The sequence below is a fragment of the Caballeronia glathei genome (genome assembly GCF_000698595.1).
GTDB lineage: Bacteria > Pseudomonadota > Gammaproteobacteria > Burkholderiales > Burkholderiaceae > Caballeronia > Caballeronia glathei.
In genome coordinates, this window is record NZ_JFHC01000009.1 from 14,811 (window position 1) to 36,837 (window position 22,027).

General features: G+C 65.4%; 24 protein-coding genes. 13 read left to right on the plus strand and 11 right to left on the minus strand.

Going from position 1 to position 22,027, the window contains the following annotated elements; translation table 11 throughout:
- The first annotated feature begins 29 nt into the window (after window positions 1–29).
- Both BG61_RS08550 and BG61_RS08555 read left to right on the plus strand, forming a co-directional pair.
- Window positions 30–872 carry a class II aldolase/adducin family protein gene (locus tag BG61_RS08550; RefSeq protein WP_035939070.1) on the plus strand — a complete coding sequence of 281 codons (843 nt, stop codon included), beginning with the start codon at window positions 30–32 and terminating at the stop codon, window positions 870–872.
- A gap of 129 nt (window positions 873–1,001) precedes the next feature.
- On the plus strand, window positions 1,002–2,315 hold the full coding sequence (locus BG61_RS08555; RefSeq protein WP_035939072.1) for an MFS transporter: 1,314 nt from the start codon (window positions 1,002–1,004) through the stop codon (window positions 2,313–2,315).
- A 62-nt stretch (window positions 2,316–2,377) separates the two neighbouring features.
- Here BG61_RS08555 and BG61_RS08560 read toward each other — a convergent pair whose 3' ends face one another.
- Window positions 2,378–3,064, minus strand: coding sequence for a GntR family transcriptional regulator (locus BG61_RS08560; RefSeq protein WP_035939074.1), 687 nt, complete (start codon window positions 3,062–3,064; stop codon window positions 2,378–2,380).
- Between the two features lie 251 nt (window positions 3,065–3,315).
- On the opposite strand from BG61_RS08560, the gene BG61_RS08565 reads away from it, so the two are divergent.
- The 7 genes from BG61_RS08565 to BG61_RS08590 all read left to right on the plus strand — a co-directional run bounded on the left by BG61_RS08565 (window position 3,316) and on the right by BG61_RS08590 (window position 9,312).
- On the plus strand, window positions 3,316–4,857 hold the full coding sequence (locus BG61_RS08565; protein WP_035939077.1) for a Rieske 2Fe-2S domain-containing protein: 1,542 nt from the start codon (window positions 3,316–3,318) through the stop codon (window positions 4,855–4,857).
- Window positions 4,858–4,933: 76 nt separating this feature from the next.
- On the plus strand, window positions 4,934–5,929 hold the full coding sequence (locus BG61_RS08570; protein WP_035939081.1) for a PDR/VanB family oxidoreductase: 996 nt from the start codon (window positions 4,934–4,936) through the stop codon (window positions 5,927–5,929).
- Window positions 5,930–5,961: 32 nt separating this feature from the next.
- Window positions 5,962–6,471, plus strand: a complete 510-nt coding sequence (locus tag BG61_RS08575) for a hypothetical protein (protein WP_035939083.1) — start codon at window positions 5,962–5,964, stop codon at window positions 6,469–6,471.
- Window positions 6,472–6,697: 226 nt separating this feature from the next.
- The gene (locus BG61_RS44630; protein ID WP_267908591.1) at window positions 6,698–6,829 is read left to right on the plus strand and encodes a hypothetical protein; all 132 of its coding nucleotides are present in this window, start codon (window positions 6,698–6,700) and stop codon (window positions 6,827–6,829) included.
- Window positions 6,830–6,869: 40 nt separating this feature from the next.
- A complete protein-coding gene (locus BG61_RS08580; RefSeq protein WP_035939085.1) occupies window positions 6,870–8,447 on the plus strand; it encodes an FAD-binding oxidoreductase in 1,578 nt (525 codons plus the stop codon).
- Window positions 8,444–8,872, plus strand: coding sequence for a hypothetical protein (locus tag BG61_RS39180; protein ID WP_051672381.1), 429 nt, complete (start codon window positions 8,444–8,446; stop codon window positions 8,870–8,872). Before BG61_RS08580 ends, BG61_RS39180 begins: the two co-directional genes overlap by 4 nt.
- A gap of 86 nt (window positions 8,873–8,958) precedes the next feature.
- Window positions 8,959–9,312, plus strand: a complete 354-nt coding sequence (locus BG61_RS08590; protein ID WP_035939087.1) for a DOPA 4,5-dioxygenase family protein — start codon at window positions 8,959–8,961, stop codon at window positions 9,310–9,312.
- An 87-nt stretch (window positions 9,313–9,399) separates the two neighbouring features.
- On the opposite strand, the gene phaP is transcribed toward BG61_RS08590, so the two are convergent.
- The 5 genes from phaP to BG61_RS08620 all read right to left on the minus strand — a co-directional run bounded on the left by phaP (window position 9,400) and on the right by BG61_RS08620 (window position 13,297).
- A complete protein-coding gene (gene phaP / locus BG61_RS08595) occupies window positions 9,400–9,975 on the minus strand; it encodes a phasin family protein (RefSeq protein WP_035939090.1) in 576 nt (191 codons plus the stop codon).
- Between the two features lie 488 nt (window positions 9,976–10,463).
- A complete protein-coding gene (locus BG61_RS42740) occupies window positions 10,464–10,748 on the minus strand; it encodes a hypothetical protein (protein WP_158447182.1) in 285 nt (94 codons plus the stop codon).
- A 63-nt stretch (window positions 10,749–10,811) separates the two neighbouring features.
- Window positions 10,812–11,036 (minus strand): hypothetical protein, encoded by a 225-nt coding sequence (locus tag BG61_RS08605; RefSeq protein WP_035939095.1) that lies wholly within the window; start codon window positions 11,034–11,036, stop codon window positions 10,812–10,814.
- Window positions 11,037–11,352: 316 nt separating this feature from the next.
- A complete protein-coding gene (locus BG61_RS08610) occupies window positions 11,353–12,291 on the minus strand; it encodes a DMT family transporter (RefSeq protein ID WP_370818102.1) in 939 nt (312 codons plus the stop codon).
- A gap of 544 nt (window positions 12,292–12,835) precedes the next feature.
- Complete coding sequence (locus tag BG61_RS08620; RefSeq protein ID WP_035939102.1) at window positions 12,836–13,297, minus strand: hypothetical protein; 462 nt, start codon at window positions 13,295–13,297, stop codon at window positions 12,836–12,838.
- A gap of 715 nt (window positions 13,298–14,012) precedes the next feature.
- Here BG61_RS08620 and BG61_RS08625 point away from each other — a divergent pair.
- Window positions 14,013–14,303 (plus strand): hypothetical protein, encoded by a 291-nt coding sequence (locus BG61_RS08625; protein ID WP_241486490.1) that lies wholly within the window; start codon window positions 14,013–14,015, stop codon window positions 14,301–14,303.
- Window positions 14,304–14,351: 48 nt separating this feature from the next.
- Here BG61_RS08625 and BG61_RS42745 read toward each other — a convergent pair whose 3' ends face one another.
- Window positions 14,352–14,516 (minus strand): hypothetical protein, encoded by a 165-nt coding sequence (locus tag BG61_RS42745; protein WP_158447181.1) that lies wholly within the window; start codon window positions 14,514–14,516, stop codon window positions 14,352–14,354.
- Window positions 14,517–14,866: 350 nt separating this feature from the next.
- Here BG61_RS42745 and BG61_RS08630 point away from each other — a divergent pair, with 350 nt between their 5' ends.
- Complete coding sequence (locus tag BG61_RS08630) at window positions 14,867–15,160, plus strand: hypothetical protein (RefSeq protein WP_129572317.1); 294 nt, start codon at window positions 14,867–14,869, stop codon at window positions 15,158–15,160.
- Between the two features lie 184 nt (window positions 15,161–15,344).
- Window positions 15,345–16,571: an NAD(P)/FAD-dependent oxidoreductase gene (locus BG61_RS08635; RefSeq protein WP_035939109.1), complete on the plus strand. Its 1,227-nt coding sequence runs from the start codon at window positions 15,345–15,347 to the stop codon at window positions 16,569–16,571.
- Between the two features lie 409 nt (window positions 16,572–16,980).
- On the opposite strand, the gene BG61_RS08640 is transcribed toward BG61_RS08635, so the two are convergent.
- The 4 genes from BG61_RS08640 to BG61_RS08655 form a co-directional block, all read right to left on the minus strand.
- Window positions 16,981–18,009, minus strand: a complete 1,029-nt coding sequence (locus tag BG61_RS08640; protein ID WP_035939112.1) for a S1C family serine protease — start codon at window positions 18,007–18,009, stop codon at window positions 16,981–16,983.
- Window positions 18,010–18,101: 92 nt separating this feature from the next.
- Window positions 18,102–19,004, minus strand: coding sequence for an ATP adenylyltransferase family protein (locus tag BG61_RS08645; protein WP_035939114.1), 903 nt, complete (start codon window positions 19,002–19,004; stop codon window positions 18,102–18,104).
- Window positions 19,005–19,080: 76 nt separating this feature from the next.
- Window positions 19,081–19,833: a hypothetical protein gene (locus BG61_RS08650; RefSeq protein WP_051672382.1), complete on the minus strand. Its 753-nt coding sequence runs from the start codon at window positions 19,831–19,833 to the stop codon at window positions 19,081–19,083.
- Complete coding sequence (locus BG61_RS08655; protein ID WP_035939116.1) at window positions 19,834–21,132, minus strand: L-fuconate dehydratase; 1,299 nt, start codon at window positions 21,130–21,132, stop codon at window positions 19,834–19,836.
- Window positions 21,133–21,263: 131 nt separating this feature from the next.
- On the opposite strand from BG61_RS08655, the gene BG61_RS08660 reads away from it, so the two are divergent.
- A complete protein-coding gene (locus BG61_RS08660) occupies window positions 21,264–22,004 on the plus strand; it encodes a GntR family transcriptional regulator (RefSeq protein ID WP_306434264.1) in 741 nt (246 codons plus the stop codon).
- The last annotated feature ends 23 nt before the right edge of the window (window positions 22,005–22,027 follow it).

Here is a 22,027-nt window from a genome sequence, read left to right on the forward strand (position 1 = left end):
TTTCAACGCTCACAACAAGGAGTCAAACCATGGCAGCAGTGATGGACGCAGGGCCGCAGGCGCTCGTGAAGGACGGCAAGGTATCGATTTATCAGCCCGAGCAGAAAGGCCTGATCTTTCCCGAGCTTCCCGTGTTCTCGAATCCGGCGGCGCATCGCCAGCACCTGAAGGAGCGGCTCGTCGGCGCGTGCCGGGCCTTCGCGCAGCAGGGCTTCGACTACGGCTTCGCGGGCCACCTGACGGTGCGCGATCCGGAGAACCCCGGCCTCTACTGGACCAATCCGATGGCGATCCACTTCTCGCAGGTCAAGGTGTCGAACCTGATCTGCGCGGACCATCAGGGCAATGTCGTCGAAGGACGTCACGCGATCAACCGCGCGGGCTTCGTGCTGCACGCGGCGGTTCACGAGATGCATCAGGACATCGTCGCGATGTGCCACGCCCATACGGTTTATGGGACCGCGTTCGCGTCGCTTGGCAAGAAGCTCGAACCGATCACGCAGGACGCGGCCGCGTTCTTCGAGGACCACGTCGTGATTGGCGACGAGGCGGGCCAGGTCGCGGTGGAAGTGAAGGCGGGCCACAAGGTGGCGCACGCGTTCAAGGGCGTGAAGGCCGCCATTCACCAGAACCACGGCCTTCTGACGGCGAGCCGGCACAGCATCGAATCCGCGGCGTTCTGGTTCATCGCGCTCGAGCGGTGCTGCCAGCAGCAACTGATGGTCGACGCCACCGGCATCGCGCCGAAGCTCGTGACGCCCGAGCGCGCGCGCTACAGCCGCGAGCACGTGGGCAGCGAGTACATCGGCTGGCTGCACTTCCAGACCATCTGGGACGAACTCGTCGCGACGCAGCCGGACATGTTCGACTGATCTTCGCCTTGCCGCGCGGGCCCGGATCGTCGAGCCCCCGAGACCCCGTACCCGTGGACACGCGCACAGAGCGCCCATGCACAGCGCCGGCGCGTTCCACCGCCACCAGAACATCAGGAGACACACAACATGAGTTCCCCCAGTCCGGTTGCGTACTACGAAGGCGACGAAACGTCCACCTATGCGAAGGTGACGTGGCGTCTCCTGCCGTTTCTGTTCCTGTGCTACCTGTGCGCGTATCTCGACCGCATCAACGTGAGCTTCGCGAAGCTGCAGATGCTTCAGGACCTGCATTTCAGCGACGCCGTGTATGGCGCCGGCGCCGGCGTGTTCTTCGTCGGCTATCTGCTCTTCGAGGTGCCGAGCAACCTGATCCTGCTGCGCGTCGGCGCGCGGCGCTGGATCGCGCGAATCATGATCACGTGGGGGCTCATTTCGGCGGCGATGATGTTCGTGACGACGCCCGCGAGCTTCTACATCATGCGGTTCATGCTCGGCGTGGCCGAAGCGGGCTTCATTCCGGCGATCCTGCTCTATCTCACGTACTGGTTTCCGGCCTCGCGCCGCAGCAAGGTCACGGCGCTCTTCATGACGGGCATTCCGATGTCGGGCGTGATCGGCGGACCGCTGTCCGGCTGGATCATGAATCACATGAACGGCGCGCACGGCATCGCCGGCTGGCAGTGGCTCTTCCTGCTGGAAGGCATCCCGACGGCCATCCTCGGCTTCGTCGCGTTCTTCTTCCTGAACGACAAGGTCGCCGATGCGAAATGGCTCTCGGAATCGCAGAAGGCGCTGCTCGAGGCCAACCTGAAGGAGGAAGCGTCCGCGCATGCGCTGCATTCCGTGAAGGACGGGCTGATGCACCCGAAGGTGCTGCTGCTGAGCGTGATCTACTTCTTCTTCACGATGGGCCTGTACGGCGTGAGCTTCTGGCTGCCCACACTCGTGAAGGCGAGCGGCGTGGCCGATCCGCTCGACATCGGCCTGCTTTCCGCGATTCCGTATGCGGCCGCTGCCGTATCGATGCTGCTCGTGAGCCAGAGTTCGGATGCGCGCGGCGAGCGTCGCTGGCATCTGGCGCTGCCGGGACTCGTCGGCGCGGCCGGCTTGTGCCTGAGCGTCGCCTATGCGCACTCGACGCCCATCGCGATGATCGCGCTCACCATCGGCACGATGGGCGTGATGACGACGATCTCGCAGTTCTGGGTGCTGCCTCCCGCGATTCTGGGCGGCGCGGCGGCGGCAGCGGGGCTCGCGCTGGCGAACTCGGTCGGCAGCATCTCGGGCGTGGTGAGCCCGTACGTGATCGGCCTGATCCAGACCGGCACGGGATCGACCGGTAACGGCGTGCTCGGGCTGGCGGTGAGCCTCGTGATAGGCAGCGCGCTCGTCTTCACGGTGCCCGCTGCGCTTGTGAACAGCCGGCGCAGGCAGGGGTGACGCGCGCATGCGCCGACGCCAACGGCCCCGCGCATGCGGGGCCGTTGGCGTCTGGACCGTGTTCAGCGCTCATGCGCGCCGGGTGTCTCGTTGAGCACTTCCCCGAGCCGCTCGACGAGGTTCTGCCGCGCGCGGCTCGTGTGCTGGTCGGTCAGTTCCATCGCGAGCTTGCTGTCGCCCTCGGCGATGGCGGCGGCAATGGCCGCATGCTCGTCCCAGATCCATTTGCGCTGGCCGGAAACCTGCAGGACGGCGCCCATCACGCGGCGCAGATGCACCCAGTGCAGATGCGCCGTCTCCGTGATCAACGGATTGCCGGACGCGGCATAGATCGCGGAATGGAATGCCATGTCCGCATCGATCATCGCCTTCACGTCTTCGCCCTTCGACGCCCGCCGGCCGTTCGCGATCAGCGACTTGTCGAGCTTCGCGCCGCGCTCGGCGGCAAGGCGCGCGGCGAGCGAGTCGAGCGCGCCGCGAATCTCGTAAAGGTTGCTGATCCACGCTGCATCGAGCGGCGTGACGAGGAGGCCGCGGCCGGGGGCGTCCTGCACGAGGCCGTCCTTCTTCAGAAGGCGCAGCGCCTGAAGCACCGGCGAGCGCGATACCTCCAGCTGCTCGGCGATCTCCTCCTGCGTGATGCGGGTTCCGGGCGCGAGCGACCCTTCGCTGATGGCGTCGAGCAGCACCTTGTAAACCTCGTCGACGTAATCCGTGCGCGCCCGCAGCTTGAGCAGTTTGCCGGCCATGATGAATGTTCCTTCTGGATACAGAATACATGAAGGTTACAACCCGGCGATCGTGCGGTCAATTCCGGCGATCCGCCAAGGCGACGACGAAAAATCATGCGCGACTTCGCGTTTACCCATAGAGACATCGCCCGGCTTCGCGCCTAATCTTTGGATACAGAGTACGGAGTTCTGAATCGTGAAGCCAGAGATTCGGACCTCGCGTACCACGCGTCATCAACACCCCCGACCAACCCACAACAGGACTCCCCATGAGCATCAAGTCAGACAAGCTGGAAGGACAGAAGAGCAGCGGCGGCAACGTCGTGTCGAAGAAGCTGATTCCCTACGGCGGCTACTACACGAGCAAGGTGCCGGGACACGACCCGGAACTCACCGAGACCGGCCCCGGCACGCCGATGGGCGAATACATGCGCGCGTTCTGGCATCCGGTGTGCATGTCGATCGAGCTGACTGATACGCCGCGCTTCCTGAAAATTCTCGGCGAGGAGCTGGTGGCGTTTCGCGACGGCAGCGGGTGCATCGGCGTGCTGCATGCGCACTGCGTGCATCGCGGCGCGTCGCTCGAATATGGCGCGATTCAGGAGCGCGGCATCAAGTGCTGCTATCACGGGATGGTCTTCGACGTGGACGGCTCCTGCCTGCACGTGCCGTTTCCGAAGGGCGAGGAGAAGGAGGCCGAGAAATACGCGTGCTCGATCCAGCAGGGCGCCTACAAGGCGGTCGAGCGCAACGGGCTCGTGTTCGCCTACATGGGGCCGCCCGAGGAGGAGCCGCCGTTCCCCGAATGGGAAGGCGACTACACCGTGCTGCCCGGCGACGAACTCGTCCCGTACAGCAACTTCCAGCACTGCAACTGGCTGCAGGTGCAGGACAACGCCGCGGACAACTATCACCCGACCGCGCTGCACGCCGGCAAGAACGTCGTGAACGGGCACTACCAGGGCACGACCTTCGATGAAGTCGGAGCGGCATCGATGGAAGTCGCACCCGACATGCATTTCGTGCCCGTCCAGCAGGGCCGCAGCCTTGCGTGCGCGGGGGCGCGGCGCGTGGACGGCGACCGCCTCTTCGTGCGCGTCCAGCATCAGGTGCTGCCGAACCTGAGCCTGCATGCGTACACATCGGAAGACGGCTCGAAGAAGAAGCTCTTCAGCCGCTTTCACATCGTGCGCTGGACCGTCCCCGTCGACGACGAGAACAGCAAGATGATCGGCTGGCGCGTGATGGGCCCCGGCATCGATACGCGCGGCGTGGGCAAGAAGGAACTGGTCGGCTACGAGTCGATCGACTTTCTGGAAGGGCAGGTTGCGATGCGGCGCCCGGAGCGCTTCGGCGACTACAAGATCGAGGACCTGCCGCCGATTCCGCCGAACCATCGCGAGCGCGAGCACTACAAGGCGGCGCAGTACGCCCCCGGCGATTACGAAGCCATCATCAGCCAGCGCCCGATCGCCGTGCATGCGCTCGAAAATCCGACGAAGTTCGACGCCGGCCTGTTCCAGTTCCGCAAGATGCTGCGCGATGCGGTGCGCGGCACGAATCCGGCGGCGTCGGCGCGCAGCTTCGCCGATTGGTTCCGCGAGAACGCGGGCGCGCCCAACAGCTACTGTTCGGGCAACGTGTTCGACATTCCCGAAGGCGAGACGGTCGAGGAGGAAGTGGCGCGGCGCCGCAAGGTGACGAAGCAGATCGTCGCGATCCTCACGGAAAGCGAGCAGTACAAGGGAGCGCAGCGCGCCGCTTTCGTGCGTGAGAAGTTCGAGACGCTCGAGCAATCGATGAAGGCCTGACGTTCGGCGCCGCGGGTGCGCCCGCGGCGCCGAACCGGGTCGCGCAAACCAGGCATCACGAGTCAGGACCAGCAAAATGGCAACTCAACAGACACCGGCCGCCCGCGACGAGACGCTCCAGCTGCTCGTCAGGCAGATCCGCTTCGAAGGCAGGGGCATCAACTCGTACGAACTGGTGGACCCCGCCGGCGCGGACCTTCCGCCGTTCACGCCGGGCGCCCATATCGACATTCATCTCGGCGACGGCCTCGTTCGCCAGTATTCGCTTTCCAATTCACCGGACGAGCAGAAGCGCTACGTGATCGCCGTGCTTCGCGACGAGCGCGGCCGCGGCGGCTCGAAGGCATTGCACGAGCGGCTGCGCGTGCAGGACCTCGTGCGGGTCAGCCGGCCGCGCAACAACTTCCATCTCGTCGGCGACGCGCGCAAGGTGATCCTGCTTGCGGGCGGCATCGGCGTGACGCCGCTCAAGTCGATGGCGCACCGGCTCGAGCAGGCGGGCGTCGACTACGAAATGCACTACTGCGCGAAGGATGCGAGCTGCACGGCCTTCGGCGCGGAACTCGAACCGATGCGCGCAAACGGCCGCCTGCATTTCCACTTCGACGGCGGCAATCCGGCCGCAGGCCTGAACATCGTCGAATTGCTGAGCGAACCCGCGCAAGGCAAGCACGTGTACTACTGCGGACCGGGCGGCTTCATGAACGCATGCGCCGAGGCGACCGGGCACTGGCCCGCGGGCACCGTGCACTTCGAGCACTTCAAGGCGCCCGAGCGCGCCGGGTCATCCCCCGCGGCCAACGATGCGGTCGACAGCTTCAGCGTGAAGATTGCGAGCACGGGGCAGGTGATCGAGGTGTCGAAGGACCAGAGCATCGCCGATGCGCTGGAGGATGCGGGCGTCGCGATCGAAACGTCGTGCCGGGCTGGACTCTGCGGCACGTGCAAGGTCCGTTATCTGTCGGGCGAAGTGGAGCACAACGACTGCATTCTCGGCGACGACGAGAAGAGCACGTGCCTCACGACATGCGTGTCGCGCGCGACCACGAGGGAGCTGGTGCTCGATCTTTGAACGCTCGGGGTTGCTCGTCGAAAGGGGGAGACATGAGGCTCGACTGGATTCGGCGTGACGGTGACGCTGCGGATGCGCATGCGGGCGGCTTCGTTGATGACGGCAGGACGGTCGGACAGCGCAGCCGCCTGATGGGCGACACGGGTCTTTCGTTTCCCGTCGATGCTCGTCCGCAGTCGTTCGAGGATCGCTGGTGCGATGCTGCGGTGTTTCCGGCGAAGGCGCGCAGGGTGATCGAAAGCGAAGCGCGCTTCGCCGGCTTCGAAATCGTGCTGCGCGACGTGGCGTGCGATTTCGCGCATGCGTCGATGCTGCTGCGCAGCGGCGGCCGGCTCGTTCTGCTCGTGATCTGCGACGCGAGCCGGCGCATCGACGGCGATCGGGTGCATGCGGTCGTTCGCCGGGCGCGGCTTCTTTGCGCGGGCGCCGCCATTCTGCTCGCACACTCGGGCGAGCGCGGCGGTGCGTCTGAAGGCGTGCTGCACCGGATGAACGGAGTCGATGATCCCGCGCTCTATGTCGCCTGGATGACGGACTGCTGACGATTTCGCCATCAGTCTCATCCACAATCGAAAGGCTCGTTAAGCCGATATGAAAGTGTTTCCCGGGCGCTCGGACGATGTGCGCCTTTCTGTATTGCGCGACACGACAAGGAGTACGGCAAGGAAGTCGCGAGCGATGGAATAATCCGTCGCGCCAAGTCGTTTAGACCATGGGTGCGCACGACGCCTTCGCGTCTGCGCTCGTCCCGAACCCATGGAGAAACGAATGAAACTCATGAGAATCGTATCGATCGTGGTCGCCACGCTCGCCGTCGCGCTCGCCGGATGCCAGACCGACGGCACGGGCGGCTCGGGCTCGTCTACTGGCTCCAGCAGCGGCAGCAGCGGAGGCTATTGACCGCGCCGCGCTCGATGGACGCGTCGCGGGTCAGCGGACGGTGAACGGTCCGCCGCTTCCGCCGGGCGTTTCCGAAGGTGACTTCCGGCTTGCGCTCGCCGAGTTCACGGCGATCGTGGGCCGCGAGGCGGTACTCGCCGGCGACGTCGCCACGCAAGCCTACCTGGACCCGTTCGCTCCCGGCGATGCCGGCGCGTATCGGGCGTCGGCTGTCGTGATGCCGTCGGGCGTCGAGCAGATCCGCGCGGTCCTGGGTGTCGCGAACCGGTATCGCGTGCCGCTGTGGACCGTATCGACCGGGCGCAACTTCGCCTACGGCGGCGCGTCGCCGCGCCTCGCGGGCAGCGTCGTGCTCGACCTGCAGCGCATGAACCGCATCCTCGAGATCGACGACACCCTCGGCTTCGCGCTCGTCGAACCCGGCGTGAGCTACTACGACCTGTATCGCGCACTGAAGGCGCGCGGCAGCAAGGTCTGGCTCGATCCGCCCGCGGCGGGGTGGGGCAGCGTGGTGGGCAATACGCTCGAGCGGGGCTACGGCACGACGCCTTACGGCGACCATGCATCGATGCAATGCGGCATGGAAGTGGTGCTGGCGAACGGCGATGTCGTGCGCACCGGCATGGGCGCCATGTCCGGCAGCCGCGAGTGGCAGGTGTTCAGGCCGGGCTTCGGGCCGTCCTACGATGCGATGTTCATGCAGTCGAACTTCGGCGTCGTCACGAAACTCGGCATCTGGCTGATGCCCGAGCCCGAGGGCTACATGGTGTGCCGTTACGCGTTCAGGCACGACGCGGATCTCGAACGCATCGTCGAAACGCTGCGCCCGCTCAAGCTCGACGACACGATACAGAGCAACGCGGTGATCGAAAGCGCGGTGCGCTGGGCAGCGGGAGTATCGACGCGAAGCCAGTGGTATGACGGCGCGGGCGCAATGCCCGATGCGGCCATCGATGCGATGGCGCGCAAGATGGGCATCGGCCGCTGGAACCTGCGCTTCTGCCTGTATGGACCGCAGGCGCTCGTGACCGCGCGCCGCGACATCATTCACAAGCGTTTCGCGATGATCGACGATGCGCAACTGTTCGATTTTCCCTACCGCGATGCGAGCGTCGAACCGACGGGCGGCGGCGACCGCAGCCAGGTCGGCATTCCGGGGCTCGACGCATTCAACCTGCTCAACTGGCGCGGCGGGTCCGGCGCGCATGTCGATTTCTCGCCGGTCTGTCCGACGACCGGACGTGATGCGGTCAGGCAATACCGCATGGTGCGCGAGCGTGCCGCGCAATTCGGCTTCGACTACTACGGCGGCTTTACGGCGAGTCAGCGGTACATGCACCACGTGTTCGCGGCCATTTTCGATCGCGACGACCCGGCGCAATCGCGCGGCGCGGGCGATCTGGTGAAGGCGCTGATTGAAGACGCGGGGGCGGCCGGCTACGGCCAGTACCGCACGCATCTCGCGTTCATGGACCTCGCTGCTTCGCAATACGACTTCAACGATCACGCGCTGATGCGTCTCACCGGCGCGATCAAGCAGGCACTCGATCCGAACGGCATTCTGTCGCCGGGAAAGCAGGGGATCTGGCCGCAGCGCAGCGGGGAGGGCGGGCGATGAACACGAGGCGGCGAGACTTCCTGGCCGCGGCATCGCTCGCGGCGGCGGGTTCGTGGGTGCTGAGGCCTGCGCGAGCCATGGCCGCCCGGGAGACCGGCCAGCCCCTCAAGACATCGCTCACGATCGTCTTCGACGAACGCCGCGCCGACAGCCGCGCGTTCGCGCTTCGCGCGCGCATGGCGGGCGCGTGCATCGTCCCGTTGAACGACGACATCGGCGCGCTGTGGTTCCGGACCTTGCTGCCCGCCGCCGGTTCGGGGCGCAGCGCCCTGGGCGGACTGACCACGCACGCCGATGCGTTCCTGATCGCGCGCTTTGCATCCGGTATCGGCATGCGCATGACGCGCCGCGCCATCGACGCGCGCAGGGGACCCGGCGCGCTCGTCGCGTGGCGGCTCGATCATGCGCCGGTGCAGACGGGCTGAGCGCTCTCGGCCGTCGACGTGTTTAATATCGTGTGTAGCGCGCGCCAGGGCCACCACGGCGTGCGAATCAACCGACAGGATCGACGATGACCCCTATTGATGCAGCAGCCATCACGAGCTGGCATGCCCACGTCTATTTCGATGCCGCGACGCGCGACGAAGCGTGGCAGCTGCGGGAAGAAATCGCGTCCCATTTCGGCGACATCCTGCAAGTAGGGCGCTTTCACGAGCGGCCCGTCGGTCCGCATCCGCTCTGGTCGTATCAGCTCGCCTTTGAGCGGCCGCATTTCACGCAGATCGTGGAATGGCTCGCGCTCAATCACGGTGCGCTCGACGTTTTCGTGCATCCCAACACCGGCGACGCGTTGCGCGATCATCGCGATTCTGCGCTATGGATCGGCCATTCGCATCGGCTCGCCTTGCATGTGCTGAGCACGTGACCGTGTTCGGCGTTGCAGCGAAGTGCAAAAAGAAAAAGCGGGCGAATGCCCGCTTCCAGCAGTTGAAGCTGCGCGCCGCTGCCGGCGTTACTTCTTCGACGAGCTCGCCGCTTTCCCCACAGCCGACAATTGCTGGGCAACACCCTTGGACGCAGCGCTGGCATTGCTTTCCGCCACCTCGACGACCTGTTTCGCCGCTTTCTTCGCCGCCTCGTACGCGGAATTCGCCGATTCGGCCGCTGCCCCGATCGCGGATTTCCAGGCGCTCACGACCGCCTCGCTGCCTGCGGGCGCATTCCTGGCGAGACTGTCAACGTAGCTTTGCGCGTCCTGTTGCGACTTGCGGAACTGCGCTTCCGCAACCGATGCGAGCACGCCCTGCGCGCCGGTCATGATTTCGTAGACGTCGCGCCAGTACGCTTGCATACGCTCCGCGCTCGCCTGCATGTGGCCCGTCTGAAGCGCGAAAAATTCCTGCGGGTCGCGGGCGAGCACCACCTTGCCCGCCAGTTCCTGATTTTCCGCGATCGTCGTCCTTACCGTCTGGGCATTCAATGCGACGAGTTTTTCGAATCCTTCAAACGTCCTGGCTGCGATACCGAAAATCGTATCGAAGCCCGCCTTCTGTGATGCAGACAACTGTTCCGGATCAAGACTGCTCATCACTGAAAACTCCATGGGTAAGTAAATGGCATTTGTTTTGTGCGACGCAGCGAATATTTGATTTTAGGCTTTGGCAAAATCGTGTCAATTGCGTTTTCCCCGCTTGACGGTAATGCGTGAAGATTGGTATGAGGGAATATTAAACCGCCGGTTCGCAATTAAACAGATTTATAAAAATACGATGGTTCGTTTGTTTACGGGGTTTACCTTGATCCAGCGCCGATTGTCCTTCGCAATAGCGCCCATTTGTCCGGACGAATCGCCAACGCCTGCCGTATATCGCAATTCCAGCGCACTAATGCTCGTAAACGCTAGGTTAATTGGCATCTGAATGGATTGTTTCCCTACTTGACATACTGCACCGCGACATAGAAAAATCATGCTCCTCAAACGAGCACCGTCAATGCACGTTTTGGTTATTAGTATGATTTTTGCGTGTCACGGCGTAGTCATTGTCGATGCGTAGGATTAACTGGCGCCGCAGAGCGTCAGCGTTTGAACCGAATCAAATATAAATCGAGAGAAATCAGCACATGGGGCGACATTCCCAAACCATCGGACACCTCGAACGCAGTCACGAGGACAACGCCCTTCGCCGCGCCATGGCCGCGCGGCTCGACCGAACCCTTCAGCGCGCCGGCGTCAGTTCCGCCAAAGCCGCCAACATGCTCGACGTGAGCGAAGCCGACGTGCAGTTCTGGCGGCGCGGAATTACGGTGCCGCCGCTGCGCGCGTTCAATCGCCTGGCGGCGACGCTCGACGTCGATGTTCACTGGCTCTGCACGGGACAGTCGCAGAGCACTCACGCAAGCGCTCCCTGACGAGCGCAAGGTCCGCTAGGAAAGCGACGCCAGCACGATCGACAGCCTTCTGACGTGAGCCTTGAAGGCGTCGTTCGTTTCGCGGTCGCTGGTCGCAAGATGCGACGTCTCCGCGATGTCGGCCTGTTCGTGGAAGTCGTTGACGACCCTGGCCCTCACCTCCGGCGGCAACGACCGCACGATCGAGACCAGCAAGGCTTCCTCAGCGTGCATCATGCCCAGTATGGAACGCGTATCCATGCGAAGCTCCGTCGGCGGTGGCGTGGATCAAATCTAGCACGCGGGATTGCTTCGGGGGAAAGCGTGTTCGTGCGTCACTTCGCGGGGCACCCGGGCGCGCGCCTGCCTGCGATGTAATCGTCGATCAGCGCGAGATAGCGCTCGCGTCCGAAGCTCGGGCAACGTCAGAACGGATCGATGTGATGTTCGGAGAGGAGCGTCACGCCGCCGCCGAACGTGCGCGTGACGTACCGGTCTTCGGGGCGGGTGACGGCGGCTTGCGGCATGGGCCCTCGCCAATGGGCCGGGTTGCGGTGGCAAAGGCGGCAACGGGCGTTCACGCGGACGAGCGCGGCTGCACGGCGCGCCGCGGCGCGCTGCGCCCGTGAAGCAGCACCGTGCCGATTCCGCTTGCCGCGATCACGCACATGCCGATTGTCATCCAGAAGTCCGGCACCTGTCCGAAGAAGATCCAGCTGAAGAACGCGGCGAAGCCGAGCTGCGCGTAGCTGAAGGGCGTGAGCACCGAGAGCGGCGTGCGGCGCAGCGCCTGGAGCATGAGCAACTGGCCGAGCGTCGCCATCGACGCCATCAGCACCACCAGGCACCAGTTGCCGAACGCCACGCCCCTCACGGCCGGCAGCGTTTCCGCCTGATCCATCCACACGAGCACGCACAGGACTGCGGTGGCGACGAGCGCGGTCAGGAAATTGGTCGTGATCGCGTCCTCGGTGCGGGACAAATGGCTCGACACGACCTGGAAGCATGCGAAGGTGGTCGCTGCCGCGATCGGGTAGACCACCGTCCAAGTGAACGCGCTGCCGCCGGGCCGCACGACGAGCAGCATGCCGATGAAGCCCAGCACGACCATCGCCCACTTGCTCCGGGAGACTTCGTCCTTGAGGACCGTTGCCGCGAGGAGGGTGGAGATGAGCGGCGCGAGCATCGCGAGCGATGTGGTGACGGGCAAGGGCAGGTGGCGCAGTCCGGCGAACGTGCATGCCGAATTCGTGAGCAGAAGCGCGGCACGCACGAACTGAAGCTTGAGGCTCGCACTGCGAAAGAGACCAGATCCGCCGCGCCTGACCAGCCAGACACCGAGCACGACGAGCTGGAACAGATAACGCACCCAGAGCAGCGCCAGAAGCGGCACGGCAGCTCCGATGAGCTTGACGGTCGAATCGCTCGCGGCGAACGCGGCGGTCGTCATGACCATGATGAGGATGCCGGCGCCCGGGCTCTCCGTGTCGACCCGGTATCGGCTCTTGTCTTTCATCGCTGTCATGGCGTTGCGGTCAATCTGCTGTCTCCTGCGTGATGCGCGCCGCATGTCGCGGCCGGACAGGTCTCATTGTAAGGTTTATTTGTACCAGTTAGTGAAAATTGCATGCGACGGCGCGCGCAATGCGCGCGGTTCCGTTCGAGCGATGTGCGGCCCACTCGCTTTGCGCATCCGGGTCGTACGCCTCGCAGGCGATTCTGCCCATGAAGGCGCACCTTTCAGAACACTGTTGCTATTTTGCACGGAGGCCCCGCGTTCGGCGATTTGCGGCCTACACTTAAAGTAGTTTCTCAAGATGTCCGATGTGCCGCAGGAGGTAGCGATGAGAACCAGGACGCGTCAGGTGGTTCGGATGCTGGCGGATATGAGGCATGCCGCGCACTGCAGGGCACTGCGCAATGCCGCGACCCAGGAAGCGATGCGACTGGCGGACGAGGAGGCGCGGGCCGAGCCGGACGCCAGTGGGACCGAACCGTCCGACACCGCAAGCGACAGTCGCCCGCCGTCCGAAGCCAAGGCGCGTTCGGGGTTTCACTGACTACGGTTCGTTCCGGTCGCGTGCGGTTCGGTAAGGCGAGAAGCGCCAGTGCCCGGCGGCATCCTTGACCGCGACGGCGCCGTGCTCGTGCAGCACTTCGCCGATGGCACCCGGCTTGATGTCCGTCGTGATCCTGATTACGAGCAGCGTGCGCTCGCGGCACGCAGCGTTGTCCGCTTCGCTCGCGCGAGCGCGCTCGGGCAGCCGGGCCTGTGCCGCGGCGAACCTGTTGCGCGCGCCCGTGACGCCCTGATGCTCTCCGTGCGCCGCATACTCGGCTTCATCCTCTCCCGGCATGCCGGGAGGCGGGAATAGCGCCTCGGTGCCGTCCGGGTCCGCGCCTGTCCGTTCCGCTCTGTAGAGGTGCGCATCGTCGCGGCTGAGGCCGGCGAGCTGCAAGGCTCGAAGCGCTTCGTGACCATCGCGATAAGAAGCGAATACACCCACTATGACCTGATTCATCGTCGCCCCTCTGTATCGTTCGCATACCTGTCTGGTTGAGGCTGTTTGTGGCTCGTCGTGGCTCGTTGCGGCTGGTCGTGTCCACCGCTTCATGGTTGGATGCGCACGCGTAAGCCGCGCTGCAAGTTGAAAAAATGAAACGGCCTGCACGCGGACGCTTTCGGCTGGGTGCGTATCGATCGGCCTGCGCGATGGATGTCCGATGGGCGGCTCGAGTCATCCTTTGCGGTCAAAGCAGCGAGCAGCATGACGGCACCTCGATTATTCAATGCACGGTGAATAGCGATGCATGCAGGGTGCACCGGTCCGGTATGGCTTCAGGCGAAGCACACGCCGCGATGCTTTTGATTCGTCATATGAACTGATAGCAACGAGTATTCCCGGCGGTTGCCGGGCTGAAGCCGGGGCTTGCGTTTGAATAAGCGGTGCGTAGTTGACCGATCGATCGTGCGCAGAAGAGGGTCGGTGGTTGCACGCGTATCGCGCGCGGCGAGGGGGCCTCTTCCTCGATCGTGAGCGCGTGCGGCTCGCGCGCCGCGCCGGTTGCGGCGCTAACGGCTATCACCTAAAGTGCATGATGCGCAGCATTCGAAGGCGCCTTCGACCCACTGGCGTAACCCGTCGCGAGGTTTGAATGAAAGCGAAAGCCTGCGCTTGTGCATTCTTGCTGCTGTCGGCTTCCGCAGCGGCGGCGCCATGTTATACGGATGGCGATGTGGTCACGCTGGAAGGAACGGCCGTGCGGCAGCCCACGCGCATGACCGACGCCGGCTCGAAGCCCGCCTGGGTGCTCTCGCTTTCCAGCCCGATCTGCGTCGACAGTCCGACGGCCCCTCAGGGGCAGCGGCAGAGCTCAGTCACGCAGGTGCAGATCATCGACACCATCCCCACCGAGAACGAGCGCATCCAGCTGACGGGCAAGCTCGTCACCGGCAACATGAGCGCGTACTACGCGGTGCCCACGGCCATCTGGGTGTTGAGGGAGCGGCCCGCGCCGTCGCGATAGACAGGCGGCAAGCGGGGCAGGCAGGGCCGCCGCGACCCGGCGCTCGCTTCAGCCCGGCTCGCTTCGCGAGCGGCTCCACTCCGCCACGACGAATTGCAGGGACTGGTTTTCCAGCCCCCTCTCTTCTGCGAACTGAACGATCGCATCGAGTTGCTCGCCCGTGCATCTGAATGCTTCGCGCGGCGTCAGCGGATGGTCTGTTTGCGTGGGCATGGCAATCCTTTGTAGGACCTTCTCCCGACAGGGCGTGCATCATCGGCGCCTGACGCGCCTGCACGAGCTGCTGCTGAAATTAAGCCGGAGTGCCGCGCTAGATACTGCCTGCTAGCGCACACAAGCCCGCAGACGATGACGGCAACGCGTCATCCCGGGCGACGTGGCCCATCCCTTGCGAGCGTTCACGCCGCGTGTGCTTCGCACGACCGGTCGCGAGGTTGCGTGCAGCATGTGGAATAAAGAGCGCGTCTGGTTCGTTTAGGAATGAATGAGCGGGCAGGCTGGCGGCGCGTGCCAGTCATGAGAGACGCTCGCTACCGACGCACGAAGCTGACGAGGAGGATGCTGTGAGCTCCGACGAGTATCAGCGACAAGAGCTTGGTCATATCGAGCGCATGATCATCGAGCTCGAGCGATTGCCTGAAGACGAGCGCATCGCGGTGCGGGAAAACCCGGTGATGAACCCCGAGTACTGGCGCAAGCGCATCAATGTTCTGATGACTTCTCCCAATGCGACGCGCCTCGTGATCCGCGACGCCGCGACCCTGCTCCAACGGCTCGCGCGAATAGCCGCGCCCACCACCGACGAGCCGCACGCCACTTCCGCGATCCATCACACCGCTTCGAAGCGGTCGACCTGACGCGTCCCGCGCCGCCTTGCCGAAGATTGCCGCCACGCCCGAGCGCCGCTGAACTATAGTCAGATGCGGCGCACGGTCGCTGCGCAGGCCGTTGCCCGCCGCGCGCACGCACCGGCATTGCCCGCCTGCATCACAATGCCGCCGAAGCCGCGCACCGTCTTCAGACCCATCGCGGGAGGCCATCTTGGCGCGAATCGTGGTGCTCGGTACCGGCTTTGCCGGCCTTTGGAGTGCGATCGGCGCGGCACGAAAGCTCGATGAACTGGGCATGCGCGACGGGTCCGTCGAAGTGGTCGCGATCAACGCCCGCAAGCATCACAGCATCCGCGTGAGGAACTACGAGGCCGATCTCGGCGAGACGCTCGTGCCCCTGTCCGATGTGCTCGATCCGATAGGGGTGCGGTGGATCGAAGGCGCGGTCTCGGGTATCGATGTCGCGAGCCGCAGCATTGCGATCCGCGCGCAAGGGGCGGTCCGACCTCAATCGCTCGCCTATGATCGACTGGTCGTGGCGCTCGGCAGCAGGCTCGTGCATCCGCCCATACCGGGGCTTGCCGAACATGCGTTCGATGTCGATACCTATGAGGGCGCCCTGCGGCTCGAAGCGCATCTGCGTGCGCTGCCTTTGCTCGCGCCTTCGGCCGGGCGCTATACGGCGGTCGTCGTGGGGGCAGGGCTGACGGGTGTCGAGATAGCGGCGGAGTTGCCGGCGCGGCTCGGTGGCATTGCAGGCGAAGGCGGGGGCCGTGCCGTGCGCGTGATCCTCGCGGACCGCAACGCGAAGATCGGGCAGGCCATGGGCGGCGCGCAGCCGGTGATCGAACGCGCGATGAACGCGCTCGGTGTCGATCTGATGCCCAACGCGAGCCTGAAGTCGGTGGAGGCGAACGGCATCGAGTGTGTCGATGGCGAGCGCATCGACGCCGCGACTGTGATCTGGTGCGGCGGCATGCGCGCCAATCCTCTGACCGAACAGATCCCGGTCGAGCGCGACGCGGCGGGGCGCCTTTTCGTCGATGCGTTCATGCGCGTCGAAGGCGTGCCCGGCGTGTTCGCGGCAGGCGACTGCGCGCATGCGCTCATCGACGGCGTGAGGCCGTCGGTCATGTCGTGCCAGCACGGACGGCCGATGGGACGTTATGCCGGACACAACGTCGTGTGCGATCTGCTTGGGCTCGAGATGCTGCCGCTTCATATCGACTGGTACACGACCATCCTCGATCTCGGGCCCTGGGGCGCCGTGTACACGGAAGGGTGGGACAGGCATCTCGTCGCCGAAGGCGATGCCGCCAAGCGCACCAAGCGGATCATCAATGGGGAGCGCATCTATCCGCCTCGCACGCGCGTGAGGGAGGAGATTCTTGCTGCCGCCGCGCCGGTTGTTCAGGCGCCTCCGCCGCGCGGGGCTTGAATATCCTTTTTGCTGCGCTCGCGCTTGGGCTGGGTGTTTTTTGAACCGTTTGATGCGCTTCGGCTTCTATGAAACTTGCATTGCTATTGGTTTATTAGCTTCGCCCCTGTGCGGGGCGGCAGTCACTTTCTTTGCTGCTGCAAAGAAAGTGACCAAAGAAAGCAGCTATGGGGTGAGCGGTATTAGGAGGGAATCGCATTGAGCATGTCAGAGTGGCCCGACCGTGGGAGTGTCCACCGCGGTATGTTGAGCGGATAGGTACGCGGACCCACTGCGTAGTCGCGCCGTTAAAGCAAGTGGCAACGCAGTCATACCTCCGTCCTCGCTTCGCTCCGACGACAGGACCACTATCACCTTGTCCTGTGGGCCACGCCTCGCTTTGCTTTGCTCCGACACTTACTATCCTGCGTCACCCCTTCTGCTCGGTTGGCGTCAACTCGAGATCGATCTTCTGCACCCCGCGCAGCACCGTCACACCCACCGCGCGATCAATCCGCGACGCATCCAGCGTCCGCTGCAATCCATCCACGCTCTCCACGTCGATGCCATCCACCGCCAGGATCGTGTCGTCAGTCCGTAAGCCGCCCTGCGCCGCCGGGCTGTCCTTCACCACCTCCATCACGTGCACGCCGCTCTCCGACGTCAACCCGAAATAACGCTGCACGCGGCGCGACACCGGCCTCGTCGTCCCCGCCACGCCGATATACGCGCGGCGAACCCGCCCGTACGCGAAGATCTGCATGATCACCCACTTGGCCGTGTCGATCGCCGTGGCAAAGCAGATCGCCTGCGCACCCGGAATGATCGCCGTGTTCACGCCGATCACCTGACCCGCCGAATTGATCAGCGGCCCGCCGGAATTGCCCGGATTGAGCGCCGCATCGGTCTGGATCACGTCGTAGATCATCCGCCCGGACGTCGAGCGCAACGACCGCCCGAGCGCGGACACCACGCCCGCCGTGACCGTCTGCGCAAGCCCGAGCGGACTGCCCACCGCAATCGCAATCTGCCCCACGCGCAGCCGCCCCGACTCGCCAAGCTCCACATGCGGCAACGGCTCGGGCGAGCCGATGCGCAGCACCGCCAGATCGCTGCCGGGATCGTCGCCGACGAGATCGGCATCGAACTTCGCGCCGTCCGCGAGGGTCACGCGAATGTGCGTCGCGCCATGCACGACGTGGCTGTTGGTCAGCAGATAACCGTCCGGCGTGAAGATGAACCCCGAGCCGGTCCCGCCGCGCGCGCCGCGGCCGCCCGGGTCGCCCGGCAGGCGGCGCTCGACGGAAATGAACGCCACGGCCTGCTGCACGCGCTCGAGCGCGCCGATGACCGTGCTGGAATAGGCATCGAGGAGGGCGTCGTCATCGAGCGGGAGCGATGCAGCCGCATCCGACGCACCCCGCGGCAGATCGTCAATGAAACGGGGACGGCTTCCCATGATCGGGCTCCGAATGAATGGATACCGACATGCAGGGCGGCCGGATCTTTTTCAAGATGCGGGGAAGGGGGCGCGCCGCAACGCTGCGCGCGCTACGCCGGCGCGGGTCCTGCCGCGCGCCGCAGCACCGTCATCGGGCCGAGTTCCGCAATGGCCCGCATCTGCGCCGCGTCGCGCACGAACAGCGACCCGGCGAATCCCAGCCCGTTGACTGCGATCCCTTCGACGCTCGCCGCCGATCGCGGCACGAGCAGCATCCACTCGCGCGTGACGAGCAGGTTGTATGGCGCCGACTGATGCGCCTCACCGTCGATCTCGACGGCGCGCAGGCCGGCGGCCTCCATCAGCGCGCGGTAATGCGCGCACGCGTGCTGCGCCATCCGCGGCGCGTTCGAGCCGAGCCGTGCATCGAGCCGCGCGAACGCGTGGGCAAACGGCAGGCGGGGCGCGCCGGCGCCATCGTCCGCGAAAAGCGGCTCGACCGGCACGGCCGGGCCCGTCTGCGAGAGCGGCAGCGGCACGATCTGCAAATGCTTGTGCGGCTGGCTCGCGCCCGCGAGCGCGCCGCCGTTGTAGAAGCCGAGGCCGTCGAATTCGGCGAGGCACGTGAAGAGCGCCTCGAAGTCGGATTCGTTGACGAGCGCTTCCTGCGCCTCGAAGCGGCGCGTGACGATCAGCAGATGATGCGCGATCACGTTGAACTTGTTGAGCACCACGCGGTGCCGCGCGCCGAGATCGCAGACGACGAGATCCGGGTCGCAGGGCAGGAAAGGATTGTGCCGGGCGCCTTCGGCTGCCGCGGCCCTGCGCTGCCGCCCGTCGTCTTCCTTGCGCGCGACGCTCGACACCTGGCGCACGACGAAGCGCACGCCGGCGTCGTCGACGGTGGTCTGCACGGTCTCGATCGGCCGCAGCGCGCCGCAGGCGAGCGCGTGCTGCGTCCGCTGCACGATGGCGGGCCAGAGGGAGCCGGGTAAAAGGCGAGGTTCGGTCATCGCGGGAGGGTTGCGGCGCCTGTTGCATGTAGCGTACGCGTCGCACATATAGGCATGAAAGACGACATGAACAGTATCACCCGTTCGAGCGCTTCCCTTCGATGTGCAACGTACGGTTCGCCACGCTGCAAAGCGCCACGCCCGCCGCCGCGCTCGCCAGATGCTTCAGCGTGTGCCCGGAGACAATATGGCCGGTGAGCGCCCATATCGGCGTGTCGAGCAGTTCGAATACCTTCGAGAGCGCGTACCAGCCGATCACGCGCCACCATGCCGCTGCCGCCGGCACGCGGCCGCGCGCGGCGCACCAGACGACGCACGCCACGCCGCCGAATTGCAGCAGCGCATAGGGCCACAGGCTGCCGAGCGCGCTCCAGTACCAGACGGTCGCTGCCGCGGCGGCGGCCGCCGTCAGCGCTTGCGGCCACGTCGCGCGTTTCAGGGTCGCGGCGCTCGCCAGCATCACGAGCACGCCCGCGAAGACGACGGTCATCGGCAGCCTGTCCCACGCGAGCGTCGCGTCCGACGGCGCCCAGTGGTAGTACGCCGAGCCCGCTGTCGTGAGCAGGAAGCCCGCGCCCGCCACCGTGATGCCGTGCAGCACGAGCGGGGCGCGCCCCGCATGGCGCGCCGCCCAGCCGAGGTTCATCGCGGCGGGAATCAGATACGCGAGGCTCGACAGCACATCGGCGGCGCTGGGAACCGGGCCGAGCGTGCGTGTATCCGCGAACTGGTGATACGACGCCGGCTGCGCGAGCGGATGCAGCCATTGCAGCACGGCGCCCGCGGCAAACAGCGCGGCGATGCCCGCGATCAACCTGAACGAAGGCATTCAGGTCCGCCACGCCGCGCCGTTCGGAAACTCGAAACGCGCGAGCGACTCCGCGTGCATCTCGATGCTGTAGCCCGGCGCCTGCGGCGGCATGTAGCGGCCGTTTCGTATGACGACGGGATCGGCGAAATGCTCGTGCAGGTGGTCGACGTATTCGAGCACGCGATCGTCGAGCGATGCCGACACGCACAGGTAATCGAACATCGAAATGTGCTGCACGTACTCGCACAAGCCGACGCCGCCCGCATGCGGACACACCGGCACGCCAAATTTCGCGGCCATCAGGAGCACGACGAGCACCTCGTTCAGTCCGCCCAGCCGGCAGCTGTCGACCTGGCAGAAGTCGATCGCCTGCGCCTGCAGCAGCTGCTTGAACATCACGCGGTTGTGGCAGTGCTCGCCCGTCGCGACGCCGATCGGCGCGAGCCGCCTGCGGATGGCCGCGTGGCCGAGGATGTCGTCGGGGCTCGTCGGCTCCTCGATCCACCACGGATCGAATTCGGCGAGCCGCCGCATGTTCGCGATCGCTTCGTCCACTTCCCACACCTGGTTCGCGTCCATCATGAGCTTGCGCTCCGGGCCGATCTCCTCGCGCAGGATGCGGGCGCGCCGCACGTCCTCGTCGAGATTGCCGCCGACCTTCTGCTTGAAGTGCGTCCAGCCCTGCGCGACGCCTTCGCGGGCGAGACGGCGGATCTTGTCGTCGTCGTAGCCGAGCCAGCCCGCCGACGTCGTGTACGCCGGATAGCCGCGAGCGAGCATCTCCTTTTCCCGCTCGCCCTTCGTGGCCGTGTTGCGGCGCAGGATGGCGAGCGCCTCCTGCGGCGTCAGCGCATCGGTCACGTAGCGAAAGTCGAGGCAGCGCACCAGTTCCTCCGGGCTCATGTCGGCAAGGAGTTTCCACACGGGCTTCGCCTGCGCCTTCGCCCACAGGTCCCACACGGCGTTGACGACCGCGGCCGTCGCGAGATGGATCGCGCCTTTCTCGGGGCCGATCCAGCGCAACTGGCTGTCGGAGGTGAACGCGCGCCAGAACGCGCCCATGTCGGCGGCGATGTCTTCCAGCCGCCGCCCGGCGACGAGCGGCGCGAGCGCCTTCACCGCCGCCACGCAGACCTCGTTGCCGCGCCCGATCGTGAACGTGAGGCCGTGGCCGGCCGTGCCTTCGGGCGCGTCCGTTTCGAGCACGACGTAGGTCGCCGAATAATCCGGCGCCGCATTCATCGCATCGGAGCCGTCGAGCGCGCGCGAGGTCGGAAAGCGGATGTCGCGCACATGCAGATTCGTGATCGTCGTCATTTGCAGTTCCTCCGAAGATGAATGGCAGCTTTCGGCCGGGCTGGGTTAAGGCGGATCGCCTGAAGAGGACGTTGACAACACCGGTTCCGCCTCCTAGCCTGCTAGCATGTTAGTTACAAATCAAGGGCGGCGTGAGCTCGATTACTAACGACACCCCTGCCGGAAGCAGCGTTGCCGCCGACCCCTACGGCGCATTGCCGAAGCTGCAGGGCGCGGAGCGCGGCAATCTCACCGGGCTGGTGGAGGAGGCGCTGCGCGAGGCGATCGTCAGCCTTGCGATGGAGCCCGGCATGATGATCGACAAGCTGGCGGTCTGCGAGCGCATGGGCGTGTCGCGCTTTCCGGTGTCGGCGGCGCTCGCGAAGCTCGCGGCGGCCGGTCTCGTCGAAGTATTGCCGCAGCGCGGCACGCGCGTGATGCCGATCGTGATCCACGACATCCGCCAGCATCTGTTCATCCGCAGCGCGCTCGAAGTGGAGACCGTGCGCTCGCTCGCGGCCGAGTGCCCGGAGCCCACGCTCGCCGCGCTCGACGCCAATCTCGGGCGTCAGCGAGAAGCGGTTGCCGCGGGCGAGCGGCAGGGATTTCATCTGCTCGATCTCGCTTTTCACGAAATCCTGCTGGATGCGACCGGCCTGCCGCGCGTGAAGGAGATCGTCGCGGTGTCGCGCAGTGCGCTCGACCGCGCGCGCCGCCTGATGGCGAGCCCGCAGCGCCATGCGCATACGCTCGCGGAGCACGTGCGCATCGTCGATGCGATCAGGCTGCAGGACGTCGAGGCCGCCGCTCATGCGATGCACCATCACCTGGATGAAGTGGTCGCTGAATTGCGGCGCTTCGCCAGCGAGCGACCCGACTTGTTCAGGGAGTGAAGCAAGGCGTCGCCAGACGCAAC

Coding starts and splice junctions, on each gene's coding strand:
- BG61_RS08610 (WP_370818102.1), bottom strand. CDS start 12,291: ATGAAAGACAAGAGCCGATACCGGGTCGACACGGAGAGCCCGGGCGCC.
- BG61_RS08570 (WP_035939081.1), top strand. CDS start 4,934: ATGGCAACTCAACAGACACCGGCCGCCCGCGACGAGACGCTCCAGCTG.
- BG61_RS08555 (WP_035939072.1), top strand. CDS start 1,002: ATGAGTTCCCCCAGTCCGGTTGCGTACTACGAAGGCGACGAAACGTCC.
- BG61_RS08620 (WP_035939102.1), bottom strand. CDS start 13,297: ATGAATCAGGTCATAGTGGGTGTATTCGCTTCTTATCGCGATGGTCAC.
- phaP (WP_035939090.1), bottom strand. CDS start 9,975: ATGAGCAGTCTTGATCCGGAACAGTTGTCTGCATCACAGAAGGCGGGC.
- BG61_RS08640 (WP_035939112.1), bottom strand. CDS start 18,009: ATGGGAAGCCGTCCCCGTTTCATTGACGATCTGCCGCGGGGTGCGTCG.
- BG61_RS08655 (WP_035939116.1), bottom strand. CDS start 21,132: ATGACGACGATCACGAATCTGCATGTGCGCGACATCCGCTTTCCGACC.
- BG61_RS39180 (WP_051672381.1), top strand. CDS start 8,444: ATGAACACGAGGCGGCGAGACTTCCTGGCCGCGGCATCGCTCGCGGCG.
- BG61_RS08560 (WP_035939074.1), bottom strand. CDS start 3,064: ATGGCCGGCAAACTGCTCAAGCTGCGGGCGCGCACGGATTACGTCGAC.
- BG61_RS08605 (WP_035939095.1), bottom strand. CDS start 11,036: ATGGATACGCGTTCCATACTGGGCATGATGCACGCTGAGGAAGCCTTG.
- BG61_RS44630 (WP_267908591.1), top strand. CDS start 6,698: ATGAAACTCATGAGAATCGTATCGATCGTGGTCGCCACGCTCGCCGTC.
- BG61_RS08650 (WP_051672382.1), bottom strand. CDS start 19,833: ATGCCTTCGTTCAGGTTGATCGCGGGCATCGCCGCGCTGTTTGCCGCG.
- BG61_RS42745 (WP_158447181.1), bottom strand. CDS start 14,516: ATGCCCACGCAAACAGACCATCCGCTGACGCCGCGCGAAGCATTCAGA.
- BG61_RS08565 (WP_035939077.1), top strand. CDS start 3,316: ATGAGCATCAAGTCAGACAAGCTGGAAGGACAGAAGAGCAGCGGCGGC.
- BG61_RS08645 (WP_035939114.1), bottom strand. CDS start 19,004: ATGACCGAACCTCGCCTTTTACCCGGCTCCCTCTGGCCCGCCATCGTG.
- BG61_RS08575 (WP_035939083.1), top strand. CDS start 5,962: ATGAGGCTCGACTGGATTCGGCGTGACGGTGACGCTGCGGATGCGCAT.
- BG61_RS08590 (WP_035939087.1), top strand. CDS start 8,959: ATGACCCCTATTGATGCAGCAGCCATCACGAGCTGGCATGCCCACGTC.
- BG61_RS08550 (WP_035939070.1), top strand. CDS start 30: ATGGCAGCAGTGATGGACGCAGGGCCGCAGGCGCTCGTGAAGGACGGC.